The organism is Acidobacteriota bacterium (assembly GCA_016703965.1).
Lineage (GTDB): Bacteria > Acidobacteriota > Blastocatellia > Pyrinomonadales > Pyrinomonadaceae > OLB17.
The window spans coordinates 986,760-1,002,500 of sequence record JADJBB010000025.1; the positions used below are offsets into that span (position 1 = coordinate 986,760).

General features: G+C 50.3%; 15 protein-coding genes, 2 rRNA genes and 1 pseudogene (1 of these 18 cut by a window edge). 3 read left to right on the top strand and 15 right to left on the bottom strand.

The features are described 5' to 3' along the window. Positions 1–9: 9 nt before the first annotated feature. The 7 genes from IPG22_22020 to glnA form a co-directional block, all read right to left on the bottom strand. Complete coding sequence (locus IPG22_22020) at positions 10–231, bottom strand: ferrous iron transport protein A (protein ID MBK6590953.1); 222 nt, start codon at positions 229–231, stop codon at positions 10–12. 283 nt (positions 232–514) lie between these two features. Beyond that, the gene (locus tag IPG22_22025; GenBank protein ID MBK6590954.1) at positions 515–1,996 is read right to left on the bottom strand and encodes a DUF3108 domain-containing protein; all 1,482 of its coding nucleotides are present in this window, start codon (positions 1,994–1,996) and stop codon (positions 515–517) included. A 76-nt stretch (positions 1,997–2,072) separates the two neighbouring features. Next, positions 2,073–2,825 (bottom strand): orotidine-5'-phosphate decarboxylase, encoded by a 753-nt coding sequence (gene pyrF, locus IPG22_22030; protein MBK6590955.1) that lies wholly within the window; start codon positions 2,823–2,825, stop codon positions 2,073–2,075. Further along, complete coding sequence (locus tag IPG22_22035) at positions 2,826–3,113, bottom strand: 2-nitropropane dioxygenase (GenBank protein ID MBK6590956.1); 288 nt, start codon at positions 3,111–3,113, stop codon at positions 2,826–2,828. A gap of 41 nt (positions 3,114–3,154) precedes the next feature. After that, positions 3,155–3,664 (bottom strand): hypothetical protein, encoded by a 510-nt coding sequence (locus tag IPG22_22040; GenBank protein MBK6590957.1) that lies wholly within the window; start codon positions 3,662–3,664, stop codon positions 3,155–3,157. Next, the gene (locus IPG22_22045) at positions 3,664–4,254 is read right to left on the bottom strand and encodes a GNAT family N-acetyltransferase (protein ID MBK6590958.1); all 591 of its coding nucleotides are present in this window, start codon (positions 4,252–4,254) and stop codon (positions 3,664–3,666) included. Before IPG22_22045 ends, IPG22_22040 begins: the two co-directional genes overlap by 1 nt. A gap of 74 nt (positions 4,255–4,328) precedes the next feature. Continuing rightward, on the bottom strand, positions 4,329–5,750 hold the full coding sequence (gene glnA, locus IPG22_22050; protein MBK6590959.1) for a type I glutamate--ammonia ligase: 1,422 nt from the start codon (positions 5,748–5,750) through the stop codon (positions 4,329–4,331). 246 nt (positions 5,751–5,996) lie between these two features. Here glnA and IPG22_22055 point away from each other — a divergent pair, with 246 nt between their 5' ends. Next, entirely contained in the window at positions 5,997–7,283 is a 1,287-nt protein-coding gene (locus IPG22_22055) for a M20/M25/M40 family metallo-hydrolase (protein MBK6590960.1), read from the top strand. Between the two features lie 57 nt (positions 7,284–7,340). Here IPG22_22055 and IPG22_22060 read toward each other — a convergent pair whose 3' ends face one another. Together IPG22_22060 and rimO are read right to left on the bottom strand one after the other, a co-directional pair. After that, positions 7,341–8,117: a hypothetical protein gene (locus IPG22_22060; GenBank protein MBK6590961.1), complete on the bottom strand. Its 777-nt coding sequence runs from the start codon at positions 8,115–8,117 to the stop codon at positions 7,341–7,343. A gap of 128 nt (positions 8,118–8,245) precedes the next feature. After that, positions 8,246–9,595 (bottom strand): 30S ribosomal protein S12 methylthiotransferase RimO, encoded by a 1,350-nt coding sequence (gene rimO / locus IPG22_22065; GenBank protein ID MBK6590962.1) that lies wholly within the window; start codon positions 9,593–9,595, stop codon positions 8,246–8,248. A 142-nt stretch (positions 9,596–9,737) separates the two neighbouring features. Here rimO and IPG22_22070 point away from each other — a divergent pair, with 142 nt between their 5' ends. Continuing rightward, a complete protein-coding gene (locus IPG22_22070) occupies positions 9,738–10,214 on the top strand; it encodes a hypothetical protein (GenBank protein ID MBK6590963.1) in 477 nt (158 codons plus the stop codon). A gap of 57 nt (positions 10,215–10,271) precedes the next feature. Here the strand turns inward: IPG22_22070 and IPG22_22075 are convergent, their stop codons facing one another. Both IPG22_22075 and IPG22_22080 read right to left on the bottom strand, forming a co-directional pair. Further along, complete coding sequence (locus IPG22_22075) at positions 10,272–10,559, bottom strand: hypothetical protein (protein MBK6590964.1); 288 nt, start codon at positions 10,557–10,559, stop codon at positions 10,272–10,274. Continuing rightward, complete coding sequence (locus IPG22_22080; GenBank protein MBK6590965.1) at positions 10,556–12,742, bottom strand: DUF3488 domain-containing protein; 2,187 nt, start codon at positions 12,740–12,742, stop codon at positions 10,556–10,558. The genes IPG22_22075 and IPG22_22080 overlap by 4 nt, the downstream gene beginning before the upstream one ends. A gap of 532 nt (positions 12,743–13,274) precedes the next feature. Between IPG22_22080 and IPG22_22085 the strand changes: the two are divergent. Further along, positions 13,275–14,530, top strand: a pseudogene (locus IPG22_22085) (cysteine desulfurase-like protein). Here the strand turns inward: IPG22_22085 and IPG22_22090 are convergent. The 4 genes from IPG22_22090 to IPG22_22105 all read right to left on the bottom strand — a co-directional run. After that, a complete protein-coding gene (locus IPG22_22090; protein MBK6590966.1) occupies positions 14,505–14,810 on the bottom strand; it encodes a DUF5615 family PIN-like protein in 306 nt (101 codons plus the stop codon). The pseudogene IPG22_22085 and the gene IPG22_22090 sit on opposite strands and share 26 nt — an antisense overlap. 29 nt (positions 14,811–14,839) lie before the next feature. Then, positions 14,840–15,172 carry a DUF433 domain-containing protein gene (locus IPG22_22095; GenBank protein ID MBK6590967.1) on the bottom strand — a complete coding sequence of 111 codons (333 nt, stop codon included), beginning with the start codon at positions 15,170–15,172 and terminating at the stop codon, positions 14,840–14,842. A 57-nt stretch (positions 15,173–15,229) separates the two neighbouring features. Then, a 5S ribosomal RNA gene (gene rrf / locus IPG22_22100) occupies positions 15,230–15,345 on the bottom strand. Positions 15,346–15,493: 148 nt separating this feature from the next. Further along, positions 15,494–15,741, bottom strand: a 23S ribosomal RNA gene (locus tag IPG22_22105); it runs 2,639 nt beyond the window's last position.

Here is a 15,741-nt window from a genome sequence, read left to right on the forward strand (position 1 = left end):
CTGCCGTAGTTAAATGCTGACCTCTATAGAATCTGCTTCGTTCTTTCGCATTGCCAGGCTGTAACCGCGAACGCGGATCTCGATCGGATCGCCGAACGGAGCTGCCTTGACCATGTGCACCGAAACCCCGGGAATAACTCCCATCTCCATCAAACGCCTCGTAACGGTATCCTGTCCCTTAATAGAGATCACACGAGCATCTTCGCCGACCGGCAAATTCGTTAACGTCATAGTATTGGCCTCGCTAGTTTTTCTTTTCATATGTCTCGGGGCTTGGACTCCCAAGGAATGATAATGATAAACCACTTTCCATTCTTACCGCATGTGTACGCCTCTTCGGTGATCCACCAACAAAATTGAGACAGTATTGCGACGTTCAGAAAGACGCATTTAACGATAAAATCGTTTTTGACCTCACACGTCTTCCCAATTAAATCCTACCTTAAATGAAATCCATTTTCAATTTCATTTGGATAAAAGTCGTACGAATTATCTTTAATTAATTGCGATGATTTTACGGAAGATTTTTTCCAGCCAGGATCAGGTCTGCCTGGTAAGTCCCGGCAGAGAATCTTACGGGGACACGGTCATCAGTTCGCAGCCAGACTTTGATATTGAGGGCGTCGAGTTCTTTGTTGCCGGTGTTTATCTTGATCAATTGAGCGGAAACGGGCTCGCCATTTATCTTGATCTCCTCTGAATTCGAGGGTCGAAGCGTGAACACGTACGACCGTGTTTCCCAGAAAACCGCAACACGGGTATCGTTGACGGGATTGGACAGATCCTTGCTCGGCTTCAGGTTAAAGGAGCGCATTGCATAGATCAGCGATAGAAAACTCTGCGTTCCGATCGGAGCATCAACCGACTGTTTCGCAGCAAAGGTAACAAATCCGGACTTAGCATCAAAAACAAGGGTCTGATTAAGTCCAAGAAACGGAGATGCAAATTTTGACTCGCTGCGAAACGGCGACAAAGTTTCGGGATCAACCTGAACCAGAGCCGCATCGCCCAGGCGGAGCTGGGCGTTTCCCTGTTCGACGCCGGATATGGTTGCTGTCAGAAGCAGACTGTCACGCTTATCGAACAACTTTCTTTCACGAGCATTCAGCGTGAGAACGCCCAAAGGCTTGCCTTCGGAAGAAACTCGATAATCAAGCACCTCTCCAAGTTCAAAACCAAGGTCCGGAGTAAGCGGCACGTTTTCAACATAAGGAAGCGGCGTCACTGTCGGTCTCGGCGTCGCAGGGGGGGGGGTTGCAACGTCCGGCAAGGAAACCGGAGTCGGCGTCGGGCTTGGAGGCGGAGGCTCAGGCTCGGGGAGCGATATGGCTGCAAGAGCGGCCCTAAATTCACCTTTCGCAGTCTTAAACCTTATCAGAACAGGCAAGCGAAACTCGTCGCTTGAAAAATTGATCTTCAGATCTTTGATGCCGCTGACGGTAAGATACTCGCTCGTTACATTGGAAACCGTCGTATCGAAAACACCCGCCTCGGTCTTTACCTTTTCGGCTGCCGAGCCTTGCAGGCTGACGGTATACATCTGGTCTCCTTCGGACAGCGGGAATGAACCGATACCGCTTGACTCGCGGGCCTTATAGACCAGGGTCAGCAGGTCATAATTGGATGTCGGCTGCTTAATGTAGTTACGGATCGTCTCTTTCGGCATGACCGAATCAAGACTACTCGATGTTACATAGTGCGGAAGCCCTGTGTCCGGAGCCGCGAAGGTTGTGCGGCTTTCGTCAAAAAGAAAGAATGCAGCAGAAACAATATCTACAGTCTTGACCCTGCCGCGGATCTCGACAGCATCTTTCCCGTTTATTTTTCCACGCGAAATGACATTTGTCTCAGCGTAACCAGCGTTTGAGATCTTTCCAAAAGAGATCGTATAGCGCAGCTTCTCGCCGATTCTAAATATCGACGAAGTGGCCTCAACCGTCTGTGCCGAAGTCCGCGGGCCCAAGAACAGCGCAAGGCCGACAAGCAATAGCGGCAAAATCGCCGCGAAAGACACGATTCCCCTTCTACTTTGGAAATACCGTAATTGCATCCGGCCAGTTCTTTTCATCTGATCAATGCCCGACCTCACTAAGAATGTCATCGACAGCGGCGAAGCGGTCCTTTGCTTTGGTGATGGGCCGTCCAATGACGACATAGTCTGACCCATTGGCCAGAGCCTGCCCAAATGTAGTTACACGCTTCTGATCGTCCAGGGTTGCAGAAATCGGCCGAATTCCCGGCGTAACTGTTAAAAACTCTGGATTTACGACCGTTCGCCGGATCGCGGAGACTTCCTGCGGCGAAGCCACAACCCCGTCGAGTCCCGATTCATAAGTCAACTTTGCCAGGGCTGCAACCTGATCTTCGACCGGCCGCTCGACACCGATCTCATTTAGCGTTTGCTGATCTGAACTCGTAAGCACAGTAACTGCGATGATCAACGGCATCGGAATGTTCGCCTGCGCGCACGCATCCGCAACGTCAGCTTTCGTCCTTACCATCATTTCCCTGCCGCCAGACGCATGAACATTAAACATCCAAACGCCCATTTTTGCAGCTTCAATTGATGTTTTGGCGACCGTATTCGGGATGTCGTAGAACTTGAGATCAAGAAAGATCTTCGTTCCGGCCTCGGTCATTTTCTGTACAAACGCTGGCCCAGCCGCCAGAAACAACTGCAACCCGATCTTGAACGCCCCAACCTTTCCGTCGAGTTCACTAACGATCTCACTTGCCGCGTCCGCCCCATCGACGTCCAGGGCTACAATTATCCTATCCTTTGGTGCAAGGACGGGCGGCGTACTTTCCCAGGGATTGGCTGTCATTTAATCAAGATCCAGCCGGTTTCTATAAGGCTTGCCGGGGTCGGATTCTGCTCGTTTAAGAGCCTCCTTGAATTTTTCTTCTAAGAGTCGCTCGCGATCTTTCATCGAGGACATCTCCTGAGCGAAGATATTTTCGCGAAGTTCTTTCTGTTTGTTGAGATCGCTCTTCAGATCCTCAAACGACCCGAGGACTTTCTTCTTTTCCTCATGGGCAATCAACGCTCCGGTATCGGCATCAACCGTTAACGTCGAATCACAGCAGGGGCAAATTATCGAGTATTTTCCCATAACAAACGAGAATTATATCTTATTTCAAATAAAATCAGCTTCTATTTTTCGCCGATAACTCGCGGACGCTCGCCCTTGGCCGCGGAAGATCTGATGCCTGCCGCCTGCAAGATGAAATCGCTCGCGACCGCCTGCAGGTTAGGGATCTTATCGGTTTTCGCCGTAACGATCTTGCCGCTCTTTAAGTATACTTTTAGGCTTTTGCTTGTCGGGTCGGACCAGGTGGCTTCAACTTTCGCGATAAGCGGATGGTCCTTGAAAATTCTGATCTCCGTGATCGATCCGTCTGCATTCATCATCACCGATGCCTCGGAATTCTCCGGCGCAGCCCGAAACTCCGCTGGTGCCGGCGTCGCCGACGGGTTTTCATCCGGCCGCTCTTTTTTGTTCTTTTTGTCGCGAGGATTATTAGCGGCGATCGAGTTCGATATCGGATCCGGCGGCCTGGTTTCGTTGGAAACAACGTCGTGGGTTTTTCCGGCATTCGAAACTGGTGCACGCGAACAACCGAGTGCGAATAGGCAAGCAGCAAGTAGAAGAGATTTCTTCATTACGCAGGCACCGCCAGCTTAGACATAAGGTATTCTTTCACTTTCGGCCATTCCGAATCAACGATACTAAAATAGATCGAGTCGCGAAAACGCCCATTTTCGGTGATCATGTGATTTCTCAGAACACCTTCCTCGACGCAACCGATGCGTTTCATCGCATTTCTAGAACGTTCGTTCTTCACATCGGTTTTGAATTCAACGCGAATGCACTTCCACACTTCAAATGCGTGCGTGAGCATTAGAAGTTTGGCCTCGGTGTTGATCGCTGTTCTTTGCCATTTTGGATTGATCCAAGTCCATCCGATCTCTGTCTTGCGATTTGCGGTGTCGATGTTGCCAAAACGCGTCGAGCCGACAACTGTTCCCGACTCTCGCTCAATAGTTACAAAAGGGATCGCTTTTCCGAGCATCTGATCAGCTAGGGCAGATCGAACATAACGTTCGAGGTCGCTGGCGTCGTTTACAATATTGGCTGTCAGTTCCCACAACGAAGGATCGAGGCCGACCTTGCACAGCGCGGGAAGGTGATCGACCCGCATAGGTTCGAGCCGTACAAATTCACCCTGTAGAAGAACCGGTTCAACTTTCATTCTAGATAGGATATCAAAAAGCGGGCAGATCGTTCGACCCGCCCGCGCTTTTCTTTTCCAAATAAATCAACGATTTAGATGTCGTAATACATACTGAATTCGAGCGGATGCGGACGCAGACGAAGCGGCGTGATCTCGTTATCGCGCTTGTAGGTTATCCAGCGTTCGACCATCGATTCAGTGAAGACATCGCCCTTGAGCAGGAATTCGTGATCATTTTCCAAAGCATCCAAGGCTTCGTCAAGGCTGCCCGGCAGCGATGGAACATTCGCCAATTCTTCCGGCGGAAGATCGTAAATATCCTTGTCGAGCGGTTCGCCCGGATCGATGCGGTTTTGGATACCATCAAGACCCGCCATGAGAAGTGCAGCAAAGGTCAGGTACGGATTGCACGATGGATCCGGCGGACGGAACTCAAGGCGTTTAGCCTTCGGTGAGGACGAAAACATAGGAATTCTAACCGCCGCCGAACGGTTACGAGCTGAATAAGCAAGATTGACCGGAGCTTCAAAGCCCGGAACGAGGCGTTTGTAGCTGTTCGTCGTCGGAGCCGCAAAGCCTACGAGGGCAGGTGCATGCTTGAGCAAGCCGCCGATGTAGAACTTCGCGATCTCGGAAAGACCTGCATACTGATCACCCGCAAACAAAGGGCTGCCGTCTTTCCAAAGTGACTGATGGCAATGCATACCTGAACCGTTATCGCCATATATCGGTTTCGGCATGAAGGTCGCCGATTTGCCGGCTGCGTGAGCCGTGTTTTTGACAACATATTTGAAGAGCATCAAGTTGTCGGCGGTATGCAAGAGGTTTGAGAATTTGAAATCGATCTCGCACTGTCCCGCAGTGGCGACTTCATGGTGATGACATTCGACGTTGATACCGACCTCGTCGAGGATCGACGATATCGTGTTTCGAATATCTATTAGCGTGTCGAGCGGAGCGACCGGCACATAACCCTCTTTAGGCCGAATGTGATACCCGTTGTTGGGATTTTCGAGTGAACCTGAACGGCCCGAGTTCCAGTGGCCTTCTTCCGAATTGACATAAAATCCGGCAGAGTGTTGGTTATTGTGGTAATTAGCTTCGTCGAAGATGAAAAACTCCGCTTCCGGGCCAACGTTGATCGTGTCAGCAATACCGGTAAACTTTAAGTAGCTTTCCGCACGCTGAGCAACCGAGCGCGGATCGAGCCAATAGCCTTCTTTCGTGATCGGATCGACGGCATTCGCGATCAAGCAGAGAGTTGTGTCTTCGGTAAATGGATCGATCCAAAATCGCGAGGGATCCGGAACGAGAAGCATGTCCGATTCATGGATCGCTGCCCAACCCCGAAGACTCGATGCATCAAAACCAAAACCATCCTCAAAACTGTCTTCCGATAACTGCGAGATCGGAAAGGTCAGATGGTGCCAAGAACCAATAAGGTCTGTAAATCGAACAGATACGAACCTTGCCTCTTGATCGGCAGCATAACCTAATACATTTTTTGCGTTCATTATATCTCCTGAATTTTTCTAGCTAATAAACATCTTTAATCGCGAGGGATTTCCAAAGGTGAGATTCTATATCAACAAAAAGTGCGGTCAAAGTTACCCAGCCGGGTCATAACTATTTTTTGATTTCTCCGACATTTTTGTAGGATTTGGCGGTTTATCCTCTTCCCGAATAATCTTCTCAATTCCTTGACGGTTGGATCGTTTTCAGCCACGATGGAAACTGATCTGGAGTAGACAACCCTATATATGAAGACCAACTTTTTGTCGTATATCTTATGCATCGCCTTTCTTTTGATGTGTGTCCCGAGTGCTTTCGCCCAAACGATTGATCCAACCGAGAGAAAGATCGTTGACTATATCGACAAAAACAATTCGGCAGCAATATCAATGATCGAAAAGGCTGTGAACATCGAAAGCCCGACCGAAGACATAAGCGGAGTGAAAGCTGTCGGCCTTCTATTTTCAAGAGAATTCGAAGCCCTGGGATTAACCGCCAAATGGCTCAACCTTCCTCCGGAAATGAAACGAGCCGGCCATCTGATAGCCGAAACGAATGGGTCGAAAGGCAAGAGGCTTTTATTACTAGGACATCTTGATACGGTCCTTCGCGGAGAAAAATATCGCCTCGACGGGAACACCGTACACGGCACCGGGATCGGCGACATGAAGGGCGGGAACGTGATACTGCTCCAGGCACTACGTGCATTGCACGCAGCTGGAACACTGAAAGATACTCGAATCATAGTTATGCTGACCGGCGACGAAGAGGATTCGGTTGATCCTGTCGAGGTCAGCCGCGGCGATATGATCAGTGCCGCGAAGCGGAGCGATCTCTCTCTTAGTTTCGAGGGTACGGTCGGAAATACTGCAACTGTGGGAAGACGCGGTTCAAGTTCGTGGAAGCTGGAGATCGAAGCGAAAACGGGGCACTCCAGCCAGATCTTTCGTGAGAGCATGGGAAACGGTGCGATATTTGAGGCGTCGCGAATCCTTAATGCATTTCGCGAGACGCTCGGCAGCGAGAAATATCTCACGTTCAATCCGTCGCTGATCCTTGGCGGCACGACTGTGGATCTAAAAGACGCGTCAGGCTCCGCGACGGGAAAGACAAACGTGGTCCCCGCAAAACTGGTCGTAAATGGCGACCTTCGTTTTATCAGTGAGGAGCAGAAAGAAAAAGCACGGTCGCGCATGCTCGAGATAGTCGCAAAAAACCTGCCCGGGACGAGCTCCAAGATCACGTTCTTTGACGGACTGCCGGCAATGACTCCAAGCGAAGGAAATTATGAACTGCTGAAAAAACTCGACAAGGTAAGTCAAGATCTAGGGTTTGGGAAGGTTGACGCTCTGGATCCGGGAGACCGAGGTGCGGGCGACGTTGCTTTTGTTTCCGGAATCATCCCGAGCCTCGATGGGATCGGTATCGGAGGCGGCCGAAATTCGCACGCAAAAGGCGAGATCGCTCAAATCGATTCTTTGCTAATGCTCACAAAGAGAGCCGCCTTGCTCATATATAGACTAACCCGGCCATAGAGAAAAAAAAGAGCCTGCCGGAGCAAGCTCTTTTCCGTCATTCTGTTTGGGGATTCATTAAAAGATCAAAACATTATCGACGACCATTTTTGAAGCCTTAAATTCAAAAGTTCTAGGCAGGAGATAGGCGAATCGATTCTTTGCCTCGAGGAAGGTCGGGCTGAATACGAATTTCACCTCTTTTGAGTCGGCCGTGAACAGCGGGACGCCGGCTTCGTTAGTTCTCTTGAAATAGAAAACCGTCTGGTCTCGTGGTCCTTTCGGAGCATTAAATTCTACCAGTTCTCGCTCTTCCCCCTTTTCATTAACGAGCTTGATATTGCCTTTCAGCTCAGCGAGCGTCATGCCCTGAAAGACCCCTTCTTCAACCGTCGATTTCGACGCATCGACCGCTTTCGTTAGCGTTACAACATAATAGTCCGTACAGATCGCACACTTTAGAAAGCCTTCTTTGCTCTTGTCGAACGCCGCTTTATCAGCCTCGCTCATTTTGTCGTAACCCAGATCGATCTGCTGGAGACGAACGATAGCCTGTCGAATGGGCAATGCCGAGTGAAGGCGAAGGGTGACTGGAGGCGGACCAAAATCACGTGCAACGCTACGCGGATCCGAGCCACCACTGCTCGAAGTTTGGCCTTGTTCGCGTCGTATTTGGCCGGCGGCTGCATTGGCCTGGCCGACATTCGATTGATAGGGCTTTGACCAGGCTGAATCATTTAGAAGCTTAAGAGCATCTTCCTTTCCCCATTTCTGGTACGGCTTGTCTTTTTGCCCAAAGGCCGAAACCGCAAAGATCAACAAAACCAAAATTGCTAAATACTTACTATTCTTCATACCGCAGAAAACACCTTCTGTATAGTTATTTTAACAAGGATTCTAGGACATTACCGATCCAATATCAACCAATTTTTCGTATCCCGGCCGATAAGATAGTCAATAACCTCGGACGGTTGCTAGTATTTTCACACGATCATACCGATCAGGTCATAATCATGGGCTTCGGTGATCTTGACGTCGTAGATCTCACCAACCTTTGGCTGAAGATCATCCGGCATGTCGTTAATCAGAATATAACCGTCGATCTCCTGCGTCTGCCCCTCAAGACGGCCTTGAAAAAGCAGATCAGATTCCTGTGACAAGCCTTCAAAAATCACCTTGAACGTCCCGCCGACCTTAGCCTTATTAAGCTGTCGACTGATCTTTGCCTGTTCCTTCATCAGGCGGTTGCGGCGTTGTTTCGCTACCCTTGGATCGACCTTGTTAGGCAGATCAAATGCTGGTGTTCCCTCTTCATCTGAGTAGGTAAATACACCGACGTTATCGAACCGGCAGTTTCTGACAAACTCCATCAACTCCTCAAAATCCTCACTGGTTTCGCCAGGAAAACCCGTAATAAAGGTGGTACGGATGGTGATTCCCGGAACGCTTTCGCGTACGCGTTTGATCAGCTTTTCGAGCGATTCCCGTGTTCCGCCCCGTTTCATCAGCTTGAGTACATTTCGTGATGCATGCTGGAGCGGCATGTCGAGATACTTAACGGCTTTTGGAGTTTCAGCGATAGCTGCAAGAAACGCGTCGGAGATATGGGTTGGGTACGCATACATTACGCGAACCCACTCGATCTCGTCGATCTCACCGAGAGCCCGTATTAAAGCGGCGAGAGCATCGACTTCGCCGAGATCCTCGCCATATCGCGACGAGTCCTGAGCGATCAAAACAAGTTCCTTGACACCTTGCTTTCCGAGATTACGGGCTTCCTCGATGATCGAACCAAATCGCCGCGATCTGAATGAGCCGCGCATTCCCGGGATCGAACAGAAAGCACACGGGCGATCGCAGCCCTCTGCGATCTTTATGAATGCCGTATGTGAATCGGTCGCTCGTATCCGCGGGGTGTCAAAATCATAGAGGTAGGTCGAGGTTTTATTGCCAATAGGCGAGATCGTTAACTGTCTTGAATCAAACGTCTCATCGGCCGCGTTAAGTATCTCGCCGATCTGCGAGGTTCCGATGAAGGCATCAACCTCAGGAAGCTCTTTCATCAACTCGTCACGATATCGCTCGACCAGGCAGCCTGCAACGATGATGCGAGAAGCAGCTCCGTCCGATTTCCATCGTGTTGCCTCGAGAATGGTGTCGATCGATTCCTGTTTGGCGGACTCAATAAAACCGCACGTATTAACGACAACAGTGTCAGCTTCGTCGGCGTTATTGGTTATCTCGTAGCCCGCCGCCGCAAGCTGGCCCATCATTACCTCGCTATCGACGAGATTTTTTGGACATCCGAGACTGACAAATCCAACTTTCTTCATAAAAAACAGCGTATTAGGCTAATAACCAAACGATTAGAATACCACATTGAATACGGATCGACTTGCTGTTCCGCCCGCCTTTGGCTACACTCTCAGCATTCGATCCTAAGGCATTTTAATTTTTTTAGTTGGGAGGAGATATATGATCAAGAATATTTCTGCGATTTTTGCCCTCGGGCTGCTGATCGCGATAGCGGCCGCCTGCAGTGGCGGCTTTACCACCGCTAATATCAGTGAGCTTAAGTTTGGTAAGAACAATAAGGCCGATCCCGCAACGACAACCTTCAACACTGGCGAAGACATCTATGCGTTGGCCTCGGTAAGTAATGCCCCGGAAGGCAAATACAAACTGACCTGGAAGATAACGTACGAAGATGTTCAGGGTAAGTCTAAAGGGGCCGAGGTGGGAACGAACACCGTCGATTTCGAAGGTTCGAAGCAGCTTTGGCAATCGTTCTCGTCACCACTTCCAGGCGAATACGCCGTCGAAGCCACACTTTCCGATGCTGAAGGCAAAAAGATCGACAGCAAATCCGGCAAGCTGACAATTAAAGGCTCAGCCCCTGCATCGCCGTCGGCAGAAGACAAGAAAAAGTCGGATAGCGATGACAGTAATTAGTTTCGGAAGTTCGGGAAAGGAACGCGTTTCAGTAGCGTTCCAGCCCCAAACTCCATATCACGGTAGTCGAACGGACCCGCGCAGTTTCGCCCAACGCAGGCCAAGATACGACGCGACCATCCACGAAACCGCTCCTAAAAGGGCGAATACCGCCGTTCCGGCCCTAAGGCTGAGAGAACTTACTACTATTGCATCATTTGCATAGCAATCGGCGTAAGAGAATCGTCCGCATTTATCGATCAGTTCCCGGTAGCCATCATAAAAAAAACCGGCCGCAGTAAACATGACCATGGCATAGACACCAACGGTAATGGTAGCTAAAAAAAACTTCTTTTCCGTGCTCATTCTGCTTTCCCCCTTTTTTCTAACCGTTCCAGCAAAACACTGATCTCATTTGCTTCCTCTCGCGTAAGATCGTACTTCCCGAACCGGACCTCCTGATACCACTCCGTTATCGTAAGCACTTCGGGCAGATCGACGGCATAAGCAAACTCGAGCGGCGTTTGAAACGCCTGCCTTTTTAATCCTTGAGCCTCTAGGATCGAGATCAGCCTTTGATAGAACTCAACGATCGAATTACTCTTCTTTGCGAAGAACCGTTCGAATAAACGTCTCCACACCCTCAAGTTGATGATCTTTTTGATGACCCAAATAACTAAAAAGATTCCCAGGACGGAGCCGATCAATAGAACTGCTCCATAAACGACGGCTGCCAGGCTCGCCTGTAAACCCTTATCGCCCCGAACTTCTTTCAACCATTCGGCCGCCAGATCTGTCGTAATCCCGACAAATGATGCGAATTTTGCCTGATATTCAATAAATCCGCTGCGAACCGAACGCCCGAGTGAACGCTGTTCCTGATCATCGAATGCAACAAAATACTCGATCCAGATCGCCTCGAGCGCATCGACATATTTTCCGAAGGTTCCCGCTAAACCGGTTGCCGCCCCGCCGCCCGGCTGCCCGGAAAATGGCGTCGGATCGAAGGTCACCCACGCATCTTCCCCGGGAAAATAGACCTCGACCCATGCATGAGCGTGCCGCTGCCGAACGACCGTCATCCCGGAAGTATCGTTATATTCCCCGCCGTGAAAGCCATTGACGATCCGGGTCGCTATTCCCTGAGTCCGCAGCATTATCGCCATCGCGGTAGCGAAATACTCACAATGGCCTTCCTTAACGTTGAACAAAAAGTCGGAAAGCGGCTCCTTACCACCGGCTTTTTGCTCGAGAGTATAGCCATAGTTCGTTTGCAGGTAGGATTCTACCGCCAGAGCCTTATCGTATCTATTTTTACTCGAGGCGGTAACTTCAATCGCGAGATCTGCGATCTTCAGATCATAGACAGGCGGAAGCGACCTGTAATTCTGCACATCCGTCGAATATGCCTGTTTGTCAGCACGAAGCAGATCAGAATTTGGAACACTCCGATCCGATGCAACCTTGTAAGTGATTCGTTCAGCCGTTCTGGTGTGATTGATCGAGCCGTAACTATCTAGATACAGTATGTCGAACGCTCCCTGAACCGCTACTGCGGTCGGCAAGGCAAACAGCACCTGCGTGTCGAGAGGTTCCAGATAGACCGTCTGAACGAGTAGCGGCTCGCGTCCGGTTGGGTCATTCAGACGTATCGTGTCGCGGCTGATCTTGGGATACGGTACCTTTTGCCCGGAGTTCGACCGGCTCCAGCTTTTGTTGTCGAATGAATCAAGCGCTACGCCCCGAAAATAAAGGTTGTTGGTTATCGCTGCTGAATCCTCAAATTTGACGCGCATCACTACGCTGTCATTCTCGACGATCCTGCCAAAGTCCCCGAGTCTTACCCTTTCAGAGAATCCTGAGGTCTTAAGGCCGCTCTGATTCCCGCCAAAGCCGGCTCCGCCGACGCGCGGCAGCATGAAGAACATCGGAATAGCCAGGGCAATGATAAATACGATGAGAGCCACAGACATCGCCGGAACGCGGCGGACGCGCATTGTCATCTTTGATTCCGAGATCTGAGTCCGCTTGTCGGTTGCTTTTCCGGCGATCTTTAGCTCAACTGTTCTGGCCGTTTTTCTGATCTCGAACGCAATGATCGCGCTGACCATTAAAAGCAGGTATAGAATGAAAGAGACAAGATAAAGCCCGCTGATACTCAACCCGGCGGCGAGGAGTACTTGAAAGAAAGCCATCAGATACAGAAAGATCCAATCGCGATCGCTCTTTCGCTGTAAGAGCTTTATCCCCGTCAGGCATACGATCATCCGGGCAAGAAGCCCGGCGATCCAGGGCGTGGAACTACTCGGCTGAGCGAGAAAGTTGGTGTACCAAAGCCCGTAAAACACTGGCAGAGCAAGGACTATCAACGCCGTTCCCGTACGCTCACCGATCTGCCAGCGTGAATCCTCAAGCAGCCATGCTACAACGAAGATGACCGCGAAACCGATGGTTATTACCGCCCCAAAAGTTCCCGAGATCCACAGCGAAAAAAAGCCGCAGAAAAGGGCAGCATATGAGACCAGTCGGAAGAATTTCTCGAAGTTCATCGCAAATCGAAGCCTAGACAATTATATCGTTTTGATCGGGCTTATGTTGCAATAATTTAGTCACTGGGTGCCAGGTTCCCTATCTCTGATATCAAATGCGGGGGTGAGATTTTCCTGATTGCTTAATTTCACCGTTTTGTCGGCTTCGAGATTGGCCATTTAAATGTGAATCGTTTCACACTTTTGTCTTTTCGAAATCGGTCGACCGATGATCATTGGGCCCGACGATCGAACTGTAGTGTTGAGTAGTCGCTCGAAAGCGATGGATAGGTCAAAGGCTTTTGCACGGTTCCTGGGTCTTTTGCACTAGTTTGGTAGAGTAATTTCCGCGATTGGTCAAACGTTTGATCGCCGTAATTCCTTTACCAATTTCCCCAAGTCAGAACCGCCTGCGTAAGCGGGCGGAATTGAAGTCGACGGGAGAACTGCTACGGGCAACGAGGCGGTTCGAAATTTATAGTACGTTCCGCCCGCTCACGCAGGCGGTTCTGACTCGTCGAGACGGTTCTGACTCTTGTATAATCTCTCAAGTATGGAAAACGTGAATCCCGCAGCCAACTCAGTGAAATCCGTCGAAGAGATCCGACAACAATTCCCAGCTCTTGAGCGAATCATAGATGGTCATCCGGTCGCATATTTCGACGGGCCCGGCGGCACGCAGGTTCCACGGAGCGTGGTCGAGGCGATGAATGACTACATGTACAACCACAATGCCAATACGCATTGGGCGTACACGACGAGCCGCGAGACGGATGAGATCATCGAAGATTCGCGGCAGGCGATGGCGGATTTTTGAATGCGGAGCCGGATGAGATCGTTTACGGCCAGAATATGACGACGCTGACGTTCCACCTTGCCCGCTCGCTCGGCCGCGAGATGAACGCAGGCGACGAGATCATCGTCACTGAACTCGATCATCACGCCAACGTCGATACCTGGGCATCACTGGAAAGAGATCGCGGCGTAGTCATCCGAAAGATCCCGATGAACACGGAGAGCGGCCAGCTCGAACTCGACGTTCTCGCGAATCTATTGAGCGATAAAACCCGTCTGCTCGCAATCGGAGCAGCATCGAATGCACTCGGCACGATCAATGACATCGAAAAAGCGGTTGGAAAGGCGAAAGCGGCCGGGGCGTTGACCTTCGTCGATGCCGTTCATTACGCGGCGCACAACCTGATCGATGTTAAAAAGATCGATTGCGATTTCCTGGCCTGTTCGTCCTATAAATTCTACGGCCCGCACATGGGCATTCTCTACGGCCGCAAAGGCCTGCTCAAACAGATCGATTTCCCCAAACTAAAACCGGCCCCAAACTATTCGCCCGAACGGGCCGAAACCGGCACCCAAAACCACGAAGGCATCGCCGGAGCCGCCGCAGCAGTTAACTTTATCGCGTCGCTCGCCAGCCAAGGCACCCGCCGCGAACGCCTCGCCGCCGCCTTCGAAGAGCTGCACCACCGCCAGCACGAACTCACCACAACATTCTGGAACGCCCTAACCCAAATGAAAGGCGTAAAAGTCTACGGCCCGCCCCCCCACATGCCCAGAACCTCAACCATCTCCTTCACCATCGAAGGCAAAACCTCCGAATCCGTCACCAGCCAACTAGCCGAAAAAGGCCTATTCACTTCAAACGGAGATTTCTACGCCGCTACGATCGTGGAACAACTGGGTATTGAGGGACTTGTGAGAGTTGGATTTGCTTGTTATACGAGTGAGGAAGAGGTCGAGCGTCTGTCAGAAGCCATCAAGGCATTATCTAAGCCGAGCGGTTCACTCGGATAAGTTGTCCGGACGCGTCATCTATCTCACTGCATGCTCGATCGATTCGACTTGCTTGGCCGGGCAAATCAATATCTAAGGTGCAAATCACTATCCCGGCATGCTGCTGGCCAGATCTATGTAGGAGCCTAAAATCTGTGCGATTGATCGTAAGCAAAACTCGGTTAAGATTTCGTGACCTGGCCAAAACTAACTCGTCCGCTATCGCTCTATTCGCCCGCCCGTCTTCGAACGCTGTTAGAACGTCATGACCAAGTCGGCGAAGTTCGACGACGACGGGCAGAGGAAAATTCTCATCCGGCTAAAAAAACATTAGTCGTCGCTCTCATTTCTCGCGATCTGCGACTCGATCTCCTCAAGGTTCAAGTTAACGTAGTCCCACGCATTCACAAGATCCTCGGCGGTCAATCCGGGATAGCTTTTTAATAGATCTCCTTCGCTCATCCCCAAGACTCGAGCTTGATGAAGGAGCCATACTGGAATCCGAGTATTACGGATACAAGCCGCTCCGCCCATTACACCGTCTTTCTTCTCGATCCCGCCATCATATCCGCGAGCGAATTTCCGGAACAGTCTTCTGCGATCAGCATCCGAAAGACGAGCTATCGCTATTTCAGTTTGCTTCAATGCTTCTACCGTATTCATAAGGCAATTATAACACGAAAAAGCCCGCTCAAATTGAACGGGCTTTTCCTAAATTAAATCCGGCGACTTCCTACTTTCCCACAATTGAAAGCTGCAGTATCATCGGCTCCAGTAAGCTTAACTTCCGTGTTCGGGATGGGAACGGGTGTGACCCTACCGACAATATCACCGGAAAATTGATGTTTTGAAAGCCTGCTTCACAGGCTGCCGGTTTGCGGCAAGATCAAAACGAATTTTCAAATCTTGATATCTAACAACTGAATACATTGTGAGTCCACTACGAGCTGCTATTGCATTAAAATTTGCTAGTCAACAAATTTTATGGTCAAGCCTTGGGACAATTAGTACTAGTCAACTAAATACATTACTGCACTTACATCTCTAGCCTATCAACGTGGTGGTCTTCCACGAGTCTCACTGGCAATATTAATCTTAGGACTGGCTTCACGCTTAGATGCATTCAGCGTTTATCCATGCTCGACATAGCTACCGTGCGATACGGCTGGCGCCATAACACGTACACTAGAGGTCAACCCAACCCGGTCCTCTCGTACTAAGGTCAGATTCCT

Bases quoted from the DNA above. Each gene is read 5' to 3' on its own strand.
- IPG22_22080 (MBK6590965.1), bottom strand. From the start codon at position 12,742: ATGAACTTCGAGAAATTCTTCCGACTGGTCTCATATGCTGCCCTTTTC.
- IPG22_22035 (MBK6590956.1), bottom strand. From the start codon at position 3,113: ATGGGAAAATACTCGATAATTTGCCCCTGCTGTGATTCGACGTTAACG.
- pyrF (MBK6590955.1), bottom strand. From the start codon at position 2,825: ATGACAGCCAATCCCTGGGAAAGTACGCCGCCCGTCCTTGCACCAAAG.
- IPG22_22095 (MBK6590967.1), bottom strand. From the start codon at position 15,172: ATGAATACGGTAGAAGCATTGAAGCAAACTGAAATAGCGATAGCTCGT.
- IPG22_22060 (MBK6590961.1), bottom strand. From the start codon at position 8,117: ATGAAGAATAGTAAGTATTTAGCAATTTTGGTTTTGTTGATCTTTGCG.
- IPG22_22020 (MBK6590953.1), bottom strand. From the start codon at position 231: ATGACGTTAACGAATTTGCCGGTCGGCGAAGATGCTCGTGTGATCTCT.
- IPG22_22055 (MBK6590960.1), top strand. From the start codon at position 5,997: ATGAAGACCAACTTTTTGTCGTATATCTTATGCATCGCCTTTCTTTTG.
- IPG22_22075 (MBK6590964.1), bottom strand. From the start codon at position 10,559: ATGAGCACGGAAAAGAAGTTTTTTTTAGCTACCATTACCGTTGGTGTC.
- IPG22_22040 (MBK6590957.1), bottom strand. From the start codon at position 3,664: ATGAAGAAATCTCTTCTACTTGCTGCTTGCCTATTCGCACTCGGTTGT.
- IPG22_22045 (MBK6590958.1), bottom strand. From the start codon at position 4,254: ATGAAAGTTGAACCGGTTCTTCTACAGGGTGAATTTGTACGGCTCGAA.
- IPG22_22070 (MBK6590963.1), top strand. From the start codon at position 9,738: ATGATCAAGAATATTTCTGCGATTTTTGCCCTCGGGCTGCTGATCGCG.
- rimO (MBK6590962.1), bottom strand. From the start codon at position 9,595: ATGAAGAAAGTTGGATTTGTCAGTCTCGGATGTCCAAAAAATCTCGTC.
- glnA (MBK6590959.1), bottom strand. From the start codon at position 5,750: ATGAACGCAAAAAATGTATTAGGTTATGCTGCCGATCAAGAGGCAAGG.